The organism is Dyadobacter sp. CY356 (assembly GCF_021440195.1).
Lineage (GTDB): Bacteria > Bacteroidota > Bacteroidia > Cytophagales > Spirosomataceae > Dyadobacter.
Genome location: NZ_JAJTSZ010000003.1, coordinates 23,058 through 41,884 on the forward strand (window position 1 = coordinate 23,058; position 18,827 = coordinate 41,884).

General features: G+C 40.3%; 18 protein-coding genes and 1 pseudogene. 10 read left to right on the forward strand and 9 right to left on the reverse strand.

Annotation, left to right across the window (positions count from 1 at the left end; translation table 11 throughout):
* Positions 1-111: 111 nt before the first annotated feature.
* The gene (locus LXL81_RS11895) at positions 112-1,425 is read right to left on the reverse strand and encodes an MFS transporter (RefSeq protein ID WP_234647017.1); all 1,314 of its coding nucleotides are present in this window, start codon (positions 1,423-1,425) and stop codon (positions 112-114) included.
* A gap of 415 nt (positions 1,426-1,840) precedes the next feature.
* On the opposite strand from LXL81_RS11895, the gene LXL81_RS11900 reads away from it, so the two are divergent.
* Positions 1,841-2,194, forward strand: coding sequence for a hypothetical protein (locus tag LXL81_RS11900; RefSeq protein WP_234647018.1), 354 nt, complete (start codon positions 1,841-1,843; stop codon positions 2,192-2,194).
* A gap of 31 nt (positions 2,195-2,225) precedes the next feature.
* Here LXL81_RS11900 and LXL81_RS11905 read toward each other — a convergent pair whose 3' ends face one another.
* A complete protein-coding gene (locus tag LXL81_RS11905) occupies positions 2,226-2,813 on the reverse strand; it encodes a Crp/Fnr family transcriptional regulator (protein ID WP_234647019.1) in 588 nt (195 codons plus the stop codon).
* 541 nt (positions 2,814-3,354) lie between these two features.
* Here LXL81_RS11905 and LXL81_RS11910 point away from each other — a divergent pair.
* The 6 genes from LXL81_RS11910 (at position 3,355) to LXL81_RS29310 (ending at position 8,804) form a co-directional block, all read left to right on the forward strand.
* Entirely contained in the window at positions 3,355-3,906 is a 552-nt protein-coding gene (locus LXL81_RS11910) for a DUF6252 family protein (RefSeq protein ID WP_234647020.1), read from the forward strand.
* Positions 3,907-4,089: 183 nt separating this feature from the next.
* On the forward strand, positions 4,090-4,638 hold the full coding sequence (locus LXL81_RS11915) for a DUF6252 family protein (RefSeq protein ID WP_234647021.1): 549 nt from the start codon (positions 4,090-4,092) through the stop codon (positions 4,636-4,638).
* Positions 4,639-4,657: 19 nt separating this feature from the next.
* On the forward strand, positions 4,658-6,580 hold the full coding sequence (locus tag LXL81_RS11920) for a triacylglycerol lipase (RefSeq protein ID WP_234647022.1): 1,923 nt from the start codon (positions 4,658-4,660) through the stop codon (positions 6,578-6,580).
* Positions 6,581-6,622: 42 nt separating this feature from the next.
* Complete coding sequence (locus tag LXL81_RS11925) at positions 6,623-7,213, forward strand: RICIN domain-containing protein (RefSeq protein WP_234647023.1); 591 nt, start codon at positions 6,623-6,625, stop codon at positions 7,211-7,213.
* Positions 7,144-8,685: a hypothetical protein gene (locus tag LXL81_RS11930; protein ID WP_234647024.1), complete on the forward strand. Its 1,542-nt coding sequence runs from the start codon at positions 7,144-7,146 to the stop codon at positions 8,683-8,685. Before LXL81_RS11925 ends, LXL81_RS11930 begins: the two co-directional genes overlap by 70 nt.
* On the forward strand, positions 8,604-8,804 hold the full coding sequence (locus LXL81_RS29310; RefSeq protein WP_409013882.1) for a T9SS type A sorting domain-containing protein: 201 nt from the start codon (positions 8,604-8,606) through the stop codon (positions 8,802-8,804). Before LXL81_RS11930 ends, LXL81_RS29310 begins: the two co-directional genes overlap by 82 nt.
* Before the next feature lie 259 nt (positions 8,805-9,063).
* Here LXL81_RS29310 and LXL81_RS11935 read toward each other — a convergent pair whose 3' ends face one another.
* The 5 genes and pseudogenes from LXL81_RS11935 to LXL81_RS29315 all read right to left on the reverse strand — a co-directional run bounded on the left by LXL81_RS11935 (position 9,064) and on the right by LXL81_RS29315 (position 12,065).
* On the reverse strand, positions 9,064-9,861 hold the full coding sequence (locus LXL81_RS11935) for an alpha/beta fold hydrolase (protein WP_234647025.1): 798 nt from the start codon (positions 9,859-9,861) through the stop codon (positions 9,064-9,066).
* A complete protein-coding gene (locus LXL81_RS11940) occupies positions 9,854-10,117 on the reverse strand; it encodes a type II toxin-antitoxin system RelE/ParE family toxin (protein WP_234647026.1) in 264 nt (87 codons plus the stop codon). The genes LXL81_RS11935 and LXL81_RS11940 overlap by 8 nt, the downstream gene beginning before the upstream one ends.
* On the reverse strand, positions 10,110-10,301 hold the full coding sequence (locus LXL81_RS11945; protein WP_234647027.1) for a hypothetical protein: 192 nt from the start codon (positions 10,299-10,301) through the stop codon (positions 10,110-10,112). The genes LXL81_RS11940 and LXL81_RS11945 overlap by 8 nt, the downstream gene beginning before the upstream one ends.
* An 84-nt stretch (positions 10,302-10,385) precedes the next feature.
* Positions 10,386-11,460 (reverse strand): peptide chain release factor 2 gene (prfB, locus tag LXL81_RS11950; protein ID WP_234647028.1). Its coding sequence is split into 2 segments (ribosomal slippage): positions 10,386-11,399 and positions 11,401-11,460, totalling 1,074 coding nucleotides; the frame shifts between segments, so codons are not numbered across the junction.
* A 168-nt stretch (positions 11,461-11,628) separates the two neighbouring features.
* Positions 11,629-12,065 (reverse strand): annotated as a pseudogene (locus LXL81_RS29315) (four helix bundle protein).
* Between the two features lie 198 nt (positions 12,066-12,263).
* Here LXL81_RS29315 and lpdA point away from each other — a divergent pair.
* Entirely contained in the window at positions 12,264-13,661 is a 1,398-nt protein-coding gene (gene lpdA / locus LXL81_RS11960) for a dihydrolipoyl dehydrogenase (RefSeq protein WP_234647030.1), read from the forward strand.
* Positions 13,662-13,809: 148 nt separating this feature from the next.
* Positions 13,810-14,412, forward strand: a complete 603-nt coding sequence (locus LXL81_RS11965; protein WP_234647031.1) for a hypothetical protein — start codon at positions 13,810-13,812, stop codon at positions 14,410-14,412.
* A gap of 70 nt (positions 14,413-14,482) precedes the next feature.
* On the opposite strand, the gene LXL81_RS11970 is transcribed toward LXL81_RS11965, so the two are convergent.
* The gene (locus tag LXL81_RS11970) at positions 14,483-15,493 is read right to left on the reverse strand and encodes a polysaccharide deacetylase family protein (protein WP_409013883.1); all 1,011 of its coding nucleotides are present in this window, start codon (positions 15,491-15,493) and stop codon (positions 14,483-14,485) included.
* A gap of 76 nt (positions 15,494-15,569) precedes the next feature.
* Positions 15,570-17,324 (reverse strand): DUF4153 domain-containing protein, encoded by a 1,755-nt coding sequence (locus LXL81_RS11975; RefSeq protein ID WP_234647032.1) that lies wholly within the window; start codon positions 17,322-17,324, stop codon positions 15,570-15,572.
* A 220-nt stretch (positions 17,325-17,544) separates the two neighbouring features.
* Here LXL81_RS11975 and LXL81_RS11980 point away from each other — a divergent pair, with 220 nt between their 5' ends.
* Positions 17,545-18,534 carry a hypothetical protein gene (locus LXL81_RS11980; RefSeq protein WP_234647033.1) on the forward strand — a complete coding sequence of 330 codons (990 nt, stop codon included), beginning with the start codon at positions 17,545-17,547 and terminating at the stop codon, positions 18,532-18,534.
* Positions 18,535-18,827 lie beyond the last annotated feature (293 nt).

Below are 18,827 nucleotides of genomic sequence, written 5' to 3' on the forward strand. Positions count from 1 at the left end.
CAGAATGTTTTGATTTCCAGAAAGTTATAAAATTACAAACAGGATGTCAATAGATAAATTATCTTTTTAATTTGAAAAGTACATTTCTGTTTAAAATTTAAATTATGAAAATTAATGTTCAATGAGTGAAGTATGTTTGGTGTCCTTCATGGTAATATAAACCGTCAGAGAAATCAAAATACACACCGTTACGTACCAGTAATAATAACTTTCGTGACCTGCATTTTTAAACCAAAGTGCCAGATATTCAGCCGTTCCGCCAAAAATGGCGACGGTTAGTGAATAGGGTAATCCAACGCCGAGCGCACGAACTTCCACCGGAAATAATTCTGCTTTTACTACGGCATTAATGGAAGTATAACCGCTGACAATGATCAATGCTGCCATCAATAAGCCGAAGGCGCCCCATTGGGTTGTGGTATGGCTTAAAGTTGTCAGCAAAGGAACGGTACATAATGTTCCTAAAACTCCGAATCCAATCAATAACGGCCGTCTTCCGACTTTATCACTCAAAGCACCAAAAACAGGTTGTAACAACGCAAAGATCAAAAGCGAGCAAAAAGTTAAAGTGGTTGACTGGCCTTTGGTTAATCCTACCGTATTCACCAGGAACTTCTGCATGTAGGTGGTATAAGTATAAAAAGCCAAAGTTCCGCCAAGCGTTAATCCTACCACAACGGAAAGTGCTTTGGGATGTTTTAAAAGCTCTTTTAATGAACCTTCTTTTTTGGCAGGAGAAGTACTTTTATTTCTGAAAGCTTCCGTTTCATGTAAATTGCTCCGTAAATACAGGGCGATCAATGAAAGTATCGCACCGATCACAAATGGAATCCGCCATCCCCATTCATGCATTTGTTGTTCTGTCAAAAATATTCTTTGCAGGATTAATTGTAAGCCAAGAGCAATCAATTGTCCACCGATTAAAGTAACATACTGAAAACTGGAATAAAATCCGCGTCTTTCTTTTGTCGCTACTTCACTTAAATAAGTGGCAGAAGTGCCATATTCTCCGCCAACGCTTAATCCTTGTAGCAATCGTGCAACCAGCAATAAAATAGGTGCAGCGATTCCGATCGTGCCATAACCAGGTAAAAACGCAATTAACAGAGAGCCAAAAGACATCAGTAAAACTGATAAAGTCATGGCTTCTTTTCTGCCTTTTGTATCTGCCAGTTTTCCAAAAACATATCCACCGATCGGCCGCATCAAAAAACCAACGGCAAAAATTCCGGCTGTATTGATCAATTGAACCGTAGGGTTGGAGCCGGGAAAAAATGTTCCCGCAAAATACAGCGAGAAAGCTGAATATGCATACCAGTCGTACCACTCGACCAAATTACCTATGGAACCGCCCATAATGGCCTTTAACCGCCAGCTGGTATCGTCTTTATGCGGAAGTGTCTCGGAAGTATTTGTTTCGATCATTTACAATAAGGGTTTCAAGGGAAAACGGGAGTTCTTAAAGATATAAGATTTTGGGGAGAGGTTAAGCGGAGATGTTGAAAATGTTAATAATACGAAGGATATGTGTCTAATCAATAGAAATTGTTACCTTTTGGATATTAAAAATTACATTGCGAAAAGTTGGTCATGAAGGTATTTGCAAACAAGAAAATCCGAAATGTTTCATTAGTGCTGATGGTCATTCACGCTTTGGCATTAATGTATACGCCAGGCACATCGCATAGTCATAATCCGAAAGAATTGGGGTTTTGGTTAGCGGTTTGGAGCGCTGTATCCAGCACTATTGTACTTAATATGTTTTTTGTGAAGTTTTCTAATAAAGATTGAATATATCTGATCCTATATTTCAAATAATGATCATTTAAATTACCCTCAAATGAAAAATCTAATCAAACTGGTTTTGCTAATCTTTGTTTTATCATCCTGCGCTTCGGTCAAAGTAGAAAAATTAATTTCCAATTCGCCAAAACCAAAAAACTGCAATCTGGAGGTTTTTAACAATGAAAGTGAGGTAAAAAGGAAATTTGAGGTGGTATGCCTACTCAATAGCAAAACAGGAAACTCAATCTGGAATAAAAGAACAGCCGAAGCAGCCATAGAAAATGCTAAAAATAAAGCCTGTGCATGCGGAGCAGATGCGATTGTTATAACATCATCAGGTAGGAAGAAGCTTAAATTTTATTCTTACCGGCGAGGGGTTGCTTCGATGAAAGGGGTTAAGTATTTGTGAGGTTTTGAAGGCAATCTAGTAGTCGGCTACATTATTTATCATATAAAATTTTTTTCAGACAACGGCTGAAAGTCGCACTTGTAGTTCCGAGGTAAGTGGCGATGTAGTGATCCGGAATCTTACGGAAAAGTGAAGATGGCTGATTAATATAAGCAGTGATCCTCTCTTCCACTCCCAAGCATTTAAATAGTCTGATTCTGTCACTAAAATGTATCAAATGATCCTGCAGCAATCTTATAGCTACTCTTGCCATACTATTGTCTTCCGTGATCAGTTGCTGATAAGCCTCGAAGGATATAGCGTAGACCCAGGTATCTTCCAAAGCTTCCATTGCCTCATTTGATTCAGTTTTGTAGAAGAAGCTTTCAGCAATGCAAGCAATATCTCCATCCGAAACCAGCCAGGAGGTGATGTCCTTTGAGCCTTTGATATAATATGCCCTCATAATGCCTTTCCTGATTATATATAAAGTAGAACTCACCTGGCCAATATCCAGTATAATCCTTCCCTTTGGAATAAGTGAAAGTTTGAAAAGTTTTGAAAAATGCTCTTTGCTGCCGGGTGAAAGAATAGAATCTTCAATTTCCTGTAACGTATACAGGGGCTTGGTATTTTGCATTTTATAGTGTGGTTTAAGTTTTTAAAGATGTGTTGTCAACGAACAATGTAAAAATTTGCACTCCAAAATACTTAATTATTACCTAATTATTTGCCAGTAGATCCTGGAAATTGTTATTGTAAACAACAAATTTAAGCGTTGGAAACCAAGCCGATAAAAGCGCAAATAATAATATTTGCTGATGTGCTTTATGATGTTCCTCTTTTCTAGTCAATAATGGCGCACATCTCACACCCACTAAGTAGGCTGTAACTATTTTATGTCTAGGGGTTCGAGCTATTTACACTTATAACGTATATCAATGTAAGATACCTAATCTACTGAATATAAGTTCTCAATTGGTATTTTCTTGTCGTACGACAATTCAAATTAATGTCGTACGACAAGCTGAAATGTTGTCCTACGACAAGATATAAATCCTTTTGAAAGCGTTAAATTCATGTGGTCGAAGGAGTTGATCATCATAAATAGATCGCCTATGAAACTACCACTGAAATACATCGATTTAAAAAAATGTTTCACCTCTAAACTAAAAAACCAAATGAAAAATGCAAACCTATATTTATCTACGTTAGTGACTGTACTGCTTTTGTGGAGCTGCGACAAAGGACCTGATCTAACGCCCACTACACAGGAAGGAAAGAATACCTTTTCCTGTAAAGTGAATGGGAAAGTGTGGATACCGGATGGAACAGGGGACTGGTTTGGTGTAGCCAAGGCGATTAATGGAGGTTTCGCTGGTTATGGTTCTCATAATCCCCCAACTATTCACCTGTGGACCTACAGCAAGGACAATAGCGAAATGCATATTTTCTTAAAAACCATAGAAGTAGGTATTCACGATCTAAATAAGGATACTTATAGAATAGACCGGGATTTTTTTCCTGAAAACTACGGTTGGTATCGGGCTGCGGATGGTACAAGCTGTATAACCAATAGAAACCAAAGGGGGAGTGTAACAGTCACAAAAGCGGATACAATATCCGGCGTTATATCCGGCACCTTTGAGTTCGAAGGAGGGAATTCGCTCGGGCAAAGGGTGAAAATTACGGACGGTCGATTTGATGTAAACAGCAGAACCTTAAATTTTTAAGCCCTAATCAACTACAATCATGAGAAATTTTTATAGCCTATTTATAGGCCTGGCATTGCTATGCCCTTTAATTACTGGCCTTGCGCAGTCAACTGCCCATGCATACCACATAGATATATCGCCTAGAAGCTATAACTGAAATACTTGATGATTAAATGTTTCACCTCTAAACTAAAAAACCAAATGAAAAATGCAAACCTATATTTATCTACGTTAGTGACTGTACTGCTTTTGTGGAGCTGCGACAAAGGACCTGATCTAACGCCCACTACACAGGAAGGAAAGAATACCTTTTCCTGTAAAGTGAATGGGAAAGTGTGGATACCGGATGGAACAGGGGACTGGTTTGGTGTAGCCAGGGCGATTAATGGAGGTTTTACAACAAACAATGCTAATGACCGGACTATTTACCTGAGAACCTATAAGCAGGACAAAACAGAGCTGCACATTTTTCTAAAAACCATTGCAGTAGGAATTCACGAACTAAATCAAAAAACGAATTTGCGGGATAGAAACTTTTTCCCAGAAAACTACGGATGGTATCAGGGTGCCGAGGGGATAGGTTTTATGACAAACCCAAATCAAAGAGGCAGAGTTGTTATCACAAAAGCAGATACGATATCCGGTGTTATATCCGGCACCTTCGAGTTTGAGGGGGGGAATTCACTTGGCCAAAGGGTGAAGATCACGGACGGACGATTTGATGTAAACAGCAGAACCGTAAATCTTTAACTCCTAACCAATTAAAATCATGAGAAATTTTTATAGCCTATTTATAGGCCTGGCATTGTTATGCCCTTTATTTACCGCCTTCGGGCAGTCAAACGCCCGCACCACGCAGGCAGAAGCTGACGACTATATGGGGAATCTGGATAAAAGCTTTGTTACTTCGGGTATCTTATACAACAGGGCCTTCCCTGCTGCCTCACTTAATATCTTCAGTTCGTCAGAAACTTCCAATTCAGGACACTGGCTCGAATCCCGGGCCGAACTCTACAAAGGTGCTTTGAACACCAGTGGGATACTTTCCACAGAATCATTACAAAGCCTGATTTATCAGAGTAATAAAGAGCAGAACATTGTACCTATTGGGATCACTTTAGCCCGACTTCAGGAAGTTAATTCCGCCGCAGTGGAAACAGATCCAAATGGGAGGCTCAGATTAAAGACCGGCTTTGTCCCTTCACAGACGTTTAATACTAAACAGGCCGTTGTCGCCTCAGCATTGGTTCCGTCGGTACCGCTAGGGACCAGTAACTTCCAGTTTCCACGTTGGGCGGCTTTTAGCAACCAGGGCGTGGGTATCAACAGCGTAGTTGTGAATTTTGGTGACGGAGGTGCCACAAGAACCCTTACTCCGGGAGGCCCTCCGGTACAGGTAACTTACGGTAACGCTGGGATCAAACAACTGAATTTTACCATTATCTGCTCTGATGGAAGCCAGCGGACAGCCAAATCGGAACTGGAAGTGCTTCCCAATGCGCGGGTTGCTATCACTTATCCTTATTTTGATGGAATTTCAACCGTTGACTCTACCCGAATAGAGGCCGATATTTACTTTCAGGGTTATGATGAGTTTACGGGCTATCCAGGAAAAGGTGACGTACTTACTTATTATGCTTCCGGACGTTCACAACTCCGTAAGCCCATTATTCTTATTGATGGATTTGATCCAACAGATCGGCGAAGCGGGAGGTCCTTTTACGAAAATAATATGCAGTATACTGATGGTAATGGGGAAAACCCATTATTAGGTGACAAATTCCGTGAAAATAGCCCGGGGAACGGATATGATGTTGTCATACTCAACGCACCAAAGTATGAATACACTTCCTTTCAAGAACTTGTTTGCCCTATTTTCAACTTTGAAGGTACCAGTTGTTGGTTGCAGGATGTGAAAAGATACCGTGCTGGGGGAGGAGATTATATAGAGCGTAATGCCATGGTACTGGTGAAACTGATCCAAACGGTAAATCAGAAGTTGCAAGCCAATGGCAGTAGTGAAAAGATCACGATCATTGGTCCAAGTATGGGTGGGCTTATTTCTCGCTACGCGCTTCGTTACATGGAGCAAAACAATATGAACCACAACTGCAAGCTTTGGGTCTCATTTGATTCACCACATCATGGAGCCAACATTCCGATAGGGTTGCAGGATATGTTGGTACATATGGGCTATGACATGGGTTTGGAAGGACCACGAAAGGCAGTAGAGGAACTGCTGTTTGTACCGGCTGCGCGGCAAATGTTAATTCATCATTATGAAGGAACAGTAAATGAGCATCCTGGTGGCTCGCCTGGATTCCGTGACCGTTTTGTTCAAACCATGAGCGCAATGGGTTTCCCTCAAGCTCCGTGCTTACGCAGAGTAGCACTCAATAATGGTAGTAAAAATGGGACGAGTCAAAATTTTCCTGCCGGTGGACAGGCTATGGAAATCAAGGCTGAACTTACTACTCTGGGTTCAATAACATGTGCTTTTACGGCGGGGTTCTTTTGTCTGGCTGCGAAGGACAGGGCTTTTAGTATGAAGGTTTTTACTTCTCCGTCAGCTACTAACCGGGGTAAGGTCATGGATAAAAGCTTTCTGACTTTTGGATTGGGCGGAGCAGAGCGTTATATTTATGGGGTGGGCCAGGCCGGTATGGATATTCTACCGGGTGGTTATGGTTAATACTTTGAGCTTGTCGTTGATCAGGCGAAAACAAATAAATGGTTGTACAAGACTACTGGCTCGGTACAATTCCCGACACCATCTTTCATTCCATCCGTGAGCTCCTTCGCGCTAAAAAACCTGAATCGTGACTGGGGGGCTTCGCTCAATAACATCAATGTGCAGACAGATACGCCGTTTGACGCCATTTATGCGCCGGATGCTAATGAGAGGCATACCATAATAACTCAAGCCGGCGTAGACTTCATCCGTGCACAACTAGCCATCGCCGACCAGGGATGTGCTCCTGTTAATTATCTGCCACTTTCCAACGGATGTTATACCATTAAAGCCAAACACTCCAATAAATTTATGCAGCCAGAAAATGGCAACAACGGTGCAAGGATCAGACAATATGGGGCTAACGGGCAAAACAATCAGATCTTTCAGTTGGAAAGTGTGAGTTCTGATTCATACAGGATCATTTCGCGAAGTACAAACAAAGTATGGGAATTGGCTGGCGGTAATACCAATTCCGGAACGCCCATCCAGCAAGCTGACTGGAGTGGAATTTACTATCAAAAATGGCGTTGCGATCTACCGGTGAGGGAGCCTATACGATTGGGGTTTCCAGTAAGTTTGGTGTGGGTTTAGCCGATGTCGAAGGCGTAAGCGGAGATGATGGAGCCGGCCTTCATTTTTGGAGTGAAACCAACGGAAATAACCAAAGGTTTTATTTTAATTCCGTAAGCTGTGGCAGTACTCAGGCCAATTGTGATTTTAATGTTTCTGCCAGCAGTACAAATAATAATCCCTCTCCTGGTCAGAGCTTACAACTCACATACGGCTGTTCAGGCAATGACTGTGCAGGCATTTCCTACTCTTGGAGTGGAAATGGTGTCAGCGGGAATTCATCTCCGCTAAATATCACCGCACCAGGTTCAGCTGGGACTTACAGTTATACAGTCACAGCAAGCAAAAGCGGGTGCGGTAATAAAACGGCAACAACCAGCATAACGGTTGGTAATGTTACCGGAACGTGTATAAGCTTAGGGGACCAATGTTCGGGAAATTCCTCCGAAGTACGTACGTATACAACAAATATGTCTTCCAGTGGTACCTTTCCACTTAAATTGACATATCGTGCACACGAAGGCCCATCGGTTGGGCTCGTTAGAATTAATGGTGGTTCATGGCAGAGCTTTAACCTGGGACAAACGAGTGCAAGCCAGTACGTGGAAATAACAATAGGCAGCTTTAACTTGAACAGCGGAAATAATACTGTTGAGTTTGCCAGTGCTGGGGGCTACATCTGTTTCAGACAGCTGTGCGCAGGTACAGAAACTGGTTCTAGTTGTGACTTTAATGTTTCTGTTGGAAACACAAATAGTAACCCCATTATAAATCAGGCTTTGCAGCTAAATTATAACTGCGCAGGTGTCAGCTGCGGTGGCACATCTTATTTATGGAGTGGAAATGGTGTAAGTGGTTCTTCAACTCCATTCAATATAAATGCCCCTGGCTCATCTGGAACCTACACTTACACAGTTACGGCAAGCAAAGAGGGCTGTGCTAACAAAACCGCCAGCACAAGTATTACGGTTGGTAACATATCAAGTGGCAATACATGTATCAATCTTGGGGATCAGTGCTCAGGCAACTCTTCTGAAATCCGCTCTTACACACTTAATCCGCCATCTAGTGGCAATTATCAATTGCGACTTACATATAAGTCTCATGAAAGTGCTTCGGTAGGTCGTATTCGGATCAACGGAGGTACATGGCAAACGTACAATCTTACCCAAACAAGTGTTAACCAATATGTAGAAGTAAGCATAGGAAATTATTATTTGTCGGGAAGTAACACCATGGAACTAGCAAGTAACAGTGGATATTTTTGTTTCAGACAGTTGTGTGGTGAATCGGGATCCAGTGGCAGGTTTGGCGTAAACGATGATATTTTTTTTAGTAGTAAAAATGAATCTGCCCTGACAAAGAAAATCTGGTTGTATCACCAAACCCTAACACAGGGATATTTGAAGTATTGTTTTATCTCCAAAAAGATAAGAAGGCAACTCTGTCAGTATTTGATGTTAAAGGTAGATCCTGGTTTGAACTGCCCATAGTTGGTAAAGGGATTCACAACGAAAAGATAAATCTGGAAAACCGTTCATCTGGAACGTTCATTCTGCAATTAAAAAAGGAAAATGGAATTGAGATTAAAAAAGTTATCATTATAAAATAACTTCAAAGTTAAGCGACAGAATTTATCAACCATTAATTTCTCCCTAATTTTAACAAACCAGGTTTAGGTTGAAATAATTTTTGTAATGTTGCCAAATAGCCCCGATTTGTAATCAGGGTTATTTGGTATTTCATTTGTAACGCGAAATCATGCAACATTGCTTCCATGATTAAAATTACCGAAACGTTATAATTCTGTAGTTCCGAGTCAAAAACGCTAAACCAAACAAGTCCACGCGGGCGGCGTTAGCCCGCCAAATTTATTTTGCCAAATCCCGAATCAGAAACATCGCCTTTTCAACCAAATTAGAATGCCCCGCAGAAAGCAAAAAATACTGTTCTTCCGGAAGAAGCTCAGATAGTTTCTTTACATCTTTTGCCTTCAACAACTTATCATATTTTCCAATAAACAGGTAAACCTTCGTACCATTAAGTTTTTTGTAAACCTCAGGAATATCAAATTTTAACATCCGGAAAGCCAGCCAAGAGCGGTAAATTGTTTCCTGCCGTTTTGGATCGGCGAGCATGAATTGTGTAAAACGAATCAGACTTTTGTGGATAAGTCCCAGTTTTTCAAATAAATGAGCTGATTTAATTAAGATGTCCGGGTTTTGAATTACCCAGTGAAAAAGTTTTCGGGTTGGCCAGAAACGTGAGACCAGTGTATAAAGAGGATGTTCGGAAACGCCGTCTGGTGCAATCAGAAATGCATTATCGATTTTTTCTGAAAATTCTTCCAAAGTTGCCAAGGCAAATCTCCCACCCATACTAAACGCAACGATATCAAAACGGTCAATTTTATTTTCTTCCAAAAAGTCAGAAATCAGTTTGTTCCAAAATGTTTTGGTAATAATATCCTGATCGGAAAAATCATCATTTCCTTGGATACCTTTACTTTGTCCGTGGAAAAATAGGTCGAAAGCGTAAATGGTGTAATGATCTCCTAAAAGTTGAGAAAAGGACTCGAAGCAATTTAAACCAGTTTGGCCAATGCCGTGGAAGGCGAGAAGAATTTTTGGGCCGTGGCCGAGGCGATGGTAATGAAGAGTATTACTCATAAGCGTCTCTTCGATGCCTGACACCGGATACTTCCACGATCCTTATTACATCGTCAATTGAATACAGGACGCGATAATTTCCAATTCGAATTCTATATATATTTTGAGTTGAGGTTAATTTTTTACAACCCGGGGGGCGCGGATCGTTAGATAATAATTGAATTGCAGGAATAATTCTTTGAACTTCTATTTTTTGAAGTTTACGAATTTCTCTTTGAGCAGAGCTTGAAATAATTACCTCGTAAATTTTAGGCATCGAATTTTCCTTCTGCCTTTAATTCCTGAACAAAAAGATCAAATGACATGGAATCTTCTGATTTCCTTTCTTCAACAAGGAGTGCATCCAGTACATCTTCAACAATCTGTCCGTGTTCTTCCATAGAAATAATAAGATCCGTCTTTTGACCTTTTTCATTGGTAATAAATCGAATACCCGTCATAGCTTTTTTTTATAAATATAAAAAAACCTCCCAACAAATCCACTCATGAATCTTGTCCGAAGGTTTCCTTAATTTAAATATCTCTTAATACTCCATCAAATAAGCTTTAATGAAATCATTAATCTCACCATTCAACACTGCATCCGTATTAGAAGTCTGGTGATCCGTGCGGTGATCTTTCACGCGGCGGTCATCCAAAACATAACTGCGGATTTGAGAACCCCATTCGATTTTACGTTTGGAAGCCTCCACTTCGGCACGTGCTGCATTACGTTTTTCAAGCTCGATCTGATAAAGACGCGATTTCAATAAACGGATTGCAACCTCTTTATTCATAAGCTGAGAACGTTCCTGCTGACAGGCGATGATAATTCCGGATGGTTTATGATGCAGACGAACTGCCGTTTCCACCTTGTTCACATTCTGTCCACCCGCTCCGCCAGAACGGTAGGTATCCCAGGTAATATCGGCCAGATTGACATCAATTTCAATCGTATCGTCCGCCAAAGGATATACATAAACCGAAGTAAATGAAGTATGGCGGCGGGCGTTCGAATCAAAAGGTGAAATACGGACAAGACGATGAACGCCGTTTTCCGACTTCAAATTTCCATAAGCATATTCACCGGAAATTTCCAATGTTACTGATTTGATACCAGCTACATCACCATCCTGCAAATCTACCTCACGTACTTTGTAGCCATTTTTTTCAGCCCACATGATGTACATCCGCATGAGCATCGACGCCCAGTCCTGCGATTCAGTACCACCGGCACCTGAGTTAATTTCAATAACGGCCGGAAGTTCGTCGCCTTCTTCACCCATCATTTTACGGAATTCAATTTCGTCAAGTTTGGCTTCCAGCTTTTTGCCTTCCTCGTCTACCTCTTCTTCGGTAGCTTCACTTGCATCATAAAATTCCCAGATCGTATCCAGGTCGTCGCGTAATCTTGAAAGTTCTTCATAACCTGTGGTCCAGAACTTCAATCCGCGAATTTCCTTCATTGTTTTCTCAGCCCGCTCGGAGTCGCCCCAGAATTCCGGTTGAGAAGTTTGTTGTTCAAGGTCGTCTAGCTGTTTTTTACGGTTAGCGTAGTCAAAGATACCTCCCCAAAGCCTCTACACGGGCCTTCAAGTCTTTCAATTGATCAAGTGTCATTGAATTTTTTGAATTTATAGTTATTAATTTATTTAGTCATTTATTGTCAAGTGTGGTCAGGAAATTGTCATTTGTTGTCAGGAAATGGTCAGGTCGTTGTGAGCGATGCCTGACTATAAATGACAACCCTTGACAAAACCTGACTATTATTGACCACATCATGACAATTTATTTCCCAATCGTCCTGATATAGTTATTAAGCTTCACCGATAATGATTCACAAAGTTGGCTTAATTCCGTGAATTTTTCTATGCTTATCAGATTTCTGTTTTTTGCTTTTGCAAGCCAGGTTACTGTCTCCTTTAAAGAACCACGGGCGTAGAAGCAAAAGTTCAGATTTTCTTTGTAATGATACCGACCATAACCTTCCGCAATATTTGCGCCACTGAATCCGCTGATCTCACCAGTTGTTTACCAATTGTATCCTTAATAAAATAGCTCCAGGCATCAGCAAGTTTCCATACGTCTTCACCTAAGGCCATAGCCACCTGATAAATATGCAGCTCTTCAAGTTTCATAAAATAATGGTTAGTACAAGAAAAATAGGGATCATTAATCTCCATAAGTACGCACAATTCATGATCTGGTAACTTAGAACAATTCATGACAATCCTTGACCCCCAATGACAAATCCTGACAATTACCCAGAATCAACGACTTCCTGACTACCAATGACAAATCCTGACAATTTCCTGACCACACTTAACCATTCCTGACGATTACCTGCCGTTTTCATAACGATATTCACTACCTTTGCATGAAATTTTTGTCAACCCATTTCTTTCAAATAAAAATACTAGAAAATGGCTCAAACGTATGACGTGATTGTGGTTGGTAGCGGTCCTGGCGGATATCCGGCAGCTATCCGTGCTTCCCAATTAGGACTGAAGGTAGCAATTGTAGAAAAAGAACTTTTAGGTGGGATTTGCCTTAACTGGGGCTGTATTCCAACCAAAGCTCTTCTTAAAAGTGCACAAGTTTTTGAATACATTAAGCATGCAAAAGACTACGGTATCAACGTAGGCGAATCTTCTGCTGACTTTGGAGGCGTTATCAAACGTAGCCGTGGTGTTGCAGATACAATGAGTAAAGGCGTTGCCTTTTTGATGAAGAAGAATAAAATCGACGTCATCATGGGAACAGGTAAAGTGAAAGGTGTAAAAACAGTTGAAGTTACTGATAAGGACGGAAATAAAACTGATTATACTGCTGGTAAAGGTGTTGTGATTGCAACAGGAGCACGTGCACGTGAATTGCCAAATATTAAAATTGACGGTACGAAAGTAATCGAATACCGTAAAGCAATGAGCCTTGAAACACAGCCAAAAAGTCTTTTGGTAGTAGGTTCTGGTGCGATCGGTATGGAGTTTGCTTATGTGTATGCAACCATGGGAACGAAAGTTACGGTTGTTGAATTCCTTCCAAATCTTGTTCCGGTAGAAGACGAAGATATTTCGAAAGAAATCGCGAAACAATACAAAAAACTGGGTGTTGATACTTTTGTTAATTCTTCCGTTGAGAAAGTTGACACAAGCGGAAACGGTTGCAAAGTTACTGTTAAAACACCAGACGGAGAAAAAACTTTTGAAGTTGATGTTGTGCTTTCAGCAGCTGGTATCGTTTCGAATATCGAAAATATCGGTCTGGAAGAGGCTGGTATCAAAACAGATAAAGGTAAAATTTCTGTTAACGAATGGTATGAAACCAACGTCCCTGGTTTCTACGCAATCGGTGACTGTACGCCTGGCCCTGCTTTGGCACACGTTGCGACTGCCGAAGGTATCATCTGCGCAGAGAAAATTGCAGGTCACAAAACGGAAGCTTTGGATTATGGAAACATTCCTGGTTGTACGTATTGCCAACCTGAAATTGCATCTGTTGGTTTTACTGAGAAAAAAGCGAAAGAAGCTGGTTACGATATCAAAGTGGGTAAATTTCCATTTAAGGCATCTGGTAAAGCTACGGCTGCCGGCGCTACGGATGGTTTCGTAAAAGTTATTTTTGATGCCAAATATGGTGAGTTCCTTGGAGCACACATGATTGGTACAAACGTTACTGAAATGATCGCTGAGGTTGTAGTGGCCCGTAAACTGGAAACGACTGCTCACGAAATTATGCGTTCAATCCACCCCCACCCAACGATGTCAGAAGCTTTAAAAGGAGCAACTGAGGCGGCTTATGGTGAAGCAATCGATCTTTAGAAGTTAGCTTTTGGCTTTTAGCGATGAGCTTGGCCACAGAATATTATGAAAACCCTGGTGGATTTTGGTCTGCCGGGGTTTTTGTTTTTTGTTTCAAATAATTTATATTTTAATGTTGTAAATACTTAGCATCCACACTATTCAAATCATGAATATTCCTGTTGTTCAATCCGAATCTCAATATTTAGAAAATATAAAAAAACTAGCCCAACTCAACCATTTGGCGGCCAAGTTGTATTCTTCAAATCGACTAAATACGAAGGCGTTTTGTTTTTATATAAATATTGACGATTTCAAAAATCTTTTTAAAAGCCTGGAAGATTTTGGTGTCAAATATCTTTTGGTTGGAAATGTTGCAGGCGTTGTTTACGGTCATATTACTACTGCATTAAATTTAAATCTTTGGATAAAAAACGAAACAGAAAATACAAAAGCCCTAATTAACGCCTTATCCGAAAATGATGTGGTTGGTAGCGATTTGCTTTTAAATATGCCGCTTATTTTCGGTTATACTTCCGTCTGTTTTGGAATGTCAGGTTTTGAGCTGGATCTTGGACATTCCCTAAAAGCATTTTCGGAGGCTGATTTTGATGCTTGTTATGAAAGAGCTTTACAGGCAGATCTTGATGGAATTCCGTTTTCTGTGATTCAGCTTAAGGATTTGATTACCGAAAAAGAGGCAACAGGACGACGTAAGGATTTGGCTGACATTGAAGAATTGCAGCGTATTTGGGAGGAGCAGCAATTGTAAAAATTTAGTTGGATTAAGTCAGCTTACAGCATGCCAAATCTGAAATAATCTGACATGCTGTAACTTAGTTTTACTTTACTTTCTGACGACGCTCCATCGCTTCCCTCCACGTTGTCAGAATAATCCCTTCTTTTTCAATATATTTTCTCAATTCCGGATCGATCATTGCCAGAAAATCGCCTTCGCGGGTTGGGTATGAATCTGTGATTTTTGGAAAAACTTCGGTATGGATCGTGCAGTGCATAATCACCATCGTAAGGCCGGGTTTAATGTTTTTGATAGCCTCAATGTATTTTTGTGTTTTATATTTTTGAAGTGCTTTTTCAGATTTGTCACCAGACTCCGGACCTTTCCATCCATAACTTGAATTTTCCAGATCATCCAGAACGGGTAAACCGGCGTCCCAAAGCTGTTTTCCAACCATTTGTGTCATGGCGAGCTGATCAGCAATTATTTTCTCCTGAATCTGGACGACAGAATTATGTCCGCCCGGAAACATGACCGGGATTTTTTCTTCCATACCTACTTTCAGATAACGCTGCAAAAATTCCGGTGTAGCGAAAAGCGTTCCCATATGTGAGTCCAGATGCGTTGGTGTGAAACCCATCGTTTTTGCCCGGTCAAGTTGTGCGCGGATTTCTTTTTCAACCTCATCCGGCGTGGCATTTTTAACGACCTCGGCAACACCTCTCCACATCGCACCTTCGGAATCAACCAAACCTTTCACCTGATTTTTGCCGGCAAGCGGTCCCCAGCGATAATCCTTCCATTCGGAAGTTAATGTCAAATGCAGTCCCGCGTCTATATCCGGATTTTCTTTCAAATAATGAACGAAACCTGGCACCCAACCGCAAGTCATCATCACACTAAGCGAATTGGCAACGCCTTCTTTTATTGCTTTTATAGCTCCCTGGTTGGATTCATAAGACATGCCGACATCATCCACGTGGATAATCAGTACCTTTTTCCCTTTTGGATAACCGAGTTTTTCGGCGAAAGTGGACTCCGTGGTTTGAGCATTTAACATTAATGGTAACAGAATGTTTACCAACAGGATCAAACTATTTCGGATTAAATTCATGGCTGGTTTTTTTGATGCAATTTTTGTTATTAAGCTGGTATTCAATAATATGCTTCTTGTTAATTATTACATGTTATTATTTGTAAAAAAAGTAGCCGCGTACAGAATAATTTTTTTCATTATCTCCCGATAATGTGGTTATCAGAATTTTTATGTGATATCCAGAATTTTCATAATTGATCGTTAATACATTTGACGGAACCCGATAGGAATTGTTTTCATATTGATTACTTAATTCTTCAATTTTCTTTTTAATATCTAACGACACAATTTTCTTGTGGTTATGATATAAAATCAATAGCTGGCCATGATCGGAAGATGCAATTTCGTACTCTTTCTCAGTTAGTTTTTCATTATTACTTACCAGAAAAGGAACCATGAAATTATACCCGTGTATATCGATTTTGTTTTGGGTTTCTGAATCTAGAGAAAAAGTCCAATATATGTCGGAAAGGTTGTTACCAGTCGAGGATACGTGCTTTTCTAGGAAATTATTCATAACATTTGAATATCTGTGCTTATTAGCATTCTCACCAAATTTTGGGAAATAGCTCGCAATAACTGACCGGTCTCTTGCCTTGAAAAAATCTACAATAGAAAAAAGTTGTTCATAATCTTCTACTGATAAAACTGCATTTCCGGCTATTTTATCCTGAGAATTTAAAAGCTTGTTCTCCGTCAGGATTTTACGAAAAAGCTTTAACTGGCTTTTTTCAGCAACTCTGAAAATATTCCATGGGCCAACTGCGAGAAAAAAACTTATGATGGAAAGACTGACCGGAATCCAGCGAATATCGTTTCGTTTCACTACGAGTGAATAAATCGTAATGCCGGCAAGCCAAATTGCTAATACCGCTACGAGGTATCGATTTTCTGTTAGACCGTAATCATTAATACGGCGAGAAATTCCTGCAAAAAGAAGTAGGATCAAAGGCGAGATGGCAATATAAAAACGGCGGCTGAAAAGACTTACCCAACGATCTTTTACCGTGTCCCGCAGCGGGTATAAAAGCAATAGTGCTAAAATTCCAGCTACTGAAAATGCTAATACAAGATAGGCCACTCCACCTTCCGGAAGTTGCCATTGAAAAATTATTTTTGCTGTATAAGCATATAAAATGACCAGATAAACGACTTCAAGTGGCAATAGAACGTATTGTGTGAATATCTTTAAACCAGAAGGATAGTCAGTTTGCTCTTCAAGAATTTGAAGGTTTTCTGGAATTTTACTTAAAAAAAAGACTGTGTGAAAAAGTATAAACAGTGTATAAAAAAGGTCGGCCTCAATCTTGAAAAGAAACTGGATGTTGAACAAAAATATGACTGTTTCAACCGCAATAACCAGGCCAGCGTACAAAGTAACCGAATATAAAGTGGCGGTTAGGAACTGTAAAAAAAGCGTTTTATTAAATTGCCAAAAACCGTTGGGCTCGTTGAAACGGATAAAACCAGCGAAGGATACTAACAAGTGAGACGCCGCCATGAATAAAATAAAACGGTAATAATCATTTTGATTTGGATCCGGACTGATATAAAAATAGTAGCAGAACAACAGCAAAGCTACCAGTGCGAGCAAGCCATATTTTAATTCCTTTTTCGAGGACCTTCTCTCAAATAGTATTTTAACGCTAAGTACAAGAGGCATAGCTACAAAGAAAACGTAGGAAAGTCGTACCAAAATGTTACGTAAAGATTCATTTTCGTTCGGTGTTTCTGTGTAACTGATTAGCAATACGAGTTTGATAACAGCTATAAGAACTACCCAGGGATAACGGATAATTGTGGTTAAAAGACTCTTTTTCAGGGTTTCGAGAGAAGGTAATTTGACCATATTGTGAAGTAAGGTTTGTCGGATGTAAATGAACAAACTTTTTTTGAGACTGTTATTAGTCAAATGGTAACATAATTACAAAAGAAGGTAAGACAGGAAAACGCCGTTCATACAATGGAAATATTTTTAAATTCTTACAGTTTAATGCCTCAATTTTCTCAGATACAATACCGTAACTCTTTTCTCGTTATTTGCCGACAATCACACCCCTGAACAACGCATGAAATTTTCCCGACATTTACTTTTCGGATTTCTTATTACGACGGTTTCGTCGGTTCAGGCTCAGCACTTTGCTTTGAGCAGGTTGTTTTATCCTAATGTGACTTTAAAGGCAGATTACAACGTTCCGTCAAATTTGGGTGGGGGTACAGGAAAAGATTTTGGCTATTCCAGGGCTGGTTTTTTTGGGATCGTGCCGATTCAAAGTGAAGTGCAGCTGGGTTATAGTTTGCAAAAAAAGTTTGATCTGAGAGCGGTTCATACCGTTTTATTAACACAATACACACAAATTCAGCCGACAGTTGACGGGAAAAATATTCCGGATAATGGATATAAAACATTATCTGTTGGTGTGATCAGATTGCAAGCCAGTATCAAAGACCGTCTTTGGGTTTATGGTGGAGGACTTGGTATGACAGAAAGCAATGAAACATTTTTTACACCTCAGCCATTTTTCTGGGGAGGCGCGGCGCGGATGCATATTCTTGGATTGCATACGCAGATCCTGTATGGATCCATTTTGGCTTATAACCAAAAAATACGTTTTGTGCCGGTGTTTGGTGTGAATAAGCGTTTTGGCAGAGACTGGCGCGTTTCAGCATTATTGCCTTTTATGATGAATGTTAATTACCGCTCAACAAAGTGGTTTAATGTGGATATGCTAGCCGGGCTGAACGGTTATAGCGGCGGTTTCCAGATACAGACACCGGAAGAGAAAATGCTGCGTCGTGAAAATTACCGTCAGATCAAACTCGGTGTTTCGGCGAATGCGCATTTATTTACGGTACTTAATATTTCTCTGGAAGCCGGTGTTACTACTTTCAGACAAATAAAAACTTTTAACAGCGCGCATGAAACACTGACTGCCTACACGCCGGCAACCATGCCTTATATCGGAGCCAGTGTGCGTTACATTACCAGCAAATCCAAATTATCTAATCGTTTTACCCGTAAAATGGGTTTAGGTGGAGGCGGAGGAATAAACTGGTAGCACAAGATATCACAAAGCAATCTTTCATTTTACGAGAGACAGTGGTGCAGAGCACCTCAATATTTGTAGAAAAGGCGATTGTCCTCCTGAATGTTAAAGTGCGGCGCACCATAATAATTTGTTCTTAAAGTATTTGAGGAATTTTCTACATTTCAAAAGCGACACTGGTGCAGAGCACCCAAATACTTGTAGAAAAGGCGATTGTCATCCTGAATGTTTAGGTGCAGCGCACCGAAATAATTTGTTCTTATAGTATTTCCGGAATTTTCTTAATTACAAAAGCGACACTGTTG

What these genes read in the sequence shown, in the direction of transcription:
- LXL81_RS11895 (WP_234647017.1), bottom strand. Translation starts at nt 1,425, where the DNA reads ATGATCGAAACAAATACTTCCGAGACACTTCCGCATAAAGACGATACC.
- LXL81_RS11900 (WP_234647018.1), top strand. Translation starts at nt 1,841, where the DNA reads ATGAAAAATCTAATCAAACTGGTTTTGCTAATCTTTGTTTTATCATCC.
- LXL81_RS11905 (WP_234647019.1), bottom strand. Translation starts at nt 2,813, where the DNA reads ATGCAAAATACCAAGCCCCTGTATACGTTACAGGAAATTGAAGATTCT.
- LXL81_RS11910 (WP_234647020.1), top strand. Translation starts at nt 3,355, where the DNA reads ATGAAAAATGCAAACCTATATTTATCTACGTTAGTGACTGTACTGCTT.
- LXL81_RS11915 (WP_234647021.1), top strand. Translation starts at nt 4,090, where the DNA reads ATGAAAAATGCAAACCTATATTTATCTACGTTAGTGACTGTACTGCTT.
- LXL81_RS11920 (WP_234647022.1), top strand. Translation starts at nt 4,658, where the DNA reads ATGAGAAATTTTTATAGCCTATTTATAGGCCTGGCATTGTTATGCCCT.
- LXL81_RS11930 (WP_234647024.1), top strand. Translation starts at nt 7,144, where the DNA reads ATGGCGTTGCGATCTACCGGTGAGGGAGCCTATACGATTGGGGTTTCC.
- LXL81_RS11935 (WP_234647025.1), bottom strand. Translation starts at nt 9,861, where the DNA reads ATGAGTAATACTCTTCATTACCATCGCCTCGGCCACGGCCCAAAAATT.
- LXL81_RS11940 (WP_234647026.1), bottom strand. Translation starts at nt 10,117, where the DNA reads ATGCCTAAAATTTACGAGGTAATTATTTCAAGCTCTGCTCAAAGAGAA.
- LXL81_RS11945 (WP_234647027.1), bottom strand. Translation starts at nt 10,301, where the DNA reads ATGACGGGTATTCGATTTATTACCAATGAAAAAGGTCAAAAGACGGAT.
- lpdA (WP_234647030.1), top strand. Translation starts at nt 12,264, where the DNA reads ATGGCTCAAACGTATGACGTGATTGTGGTTGGTAGCGGTCCTGGCGGA.
- LXL81_RS11965 (WP_234647031.1), top strand. Translation starts at nt 13,810, where the DNA reads ATGAATATTCCTGTTGTTCAATCCGAATCTCAATATTTAGAAAATATA.
- LXL81_RS11970 (WP_409013883.1), bottom strand. Translation starts at nt 15,493, where the DNA reads ATGAATTTAATCCGAAATAGTTTGATCCTGTTGGTAAACATTCTGTTA.
- LXL81_RS11975 (WP_234647032.1), bottom strand. Translation starts at nt 17,324, where the DNA reads ATGGTCAAATTACCTTCTCTCGAAACCCTGAAAAAGAGTCTTTTAACC.
- LXL81_RS11980 (WP_234647033.1), top strand. Translation starts at nt 17,545, where the DNA reads ATGAAATTTTCCCGACATTTACTTTTCGGATTTCTTATTACGACGGTT.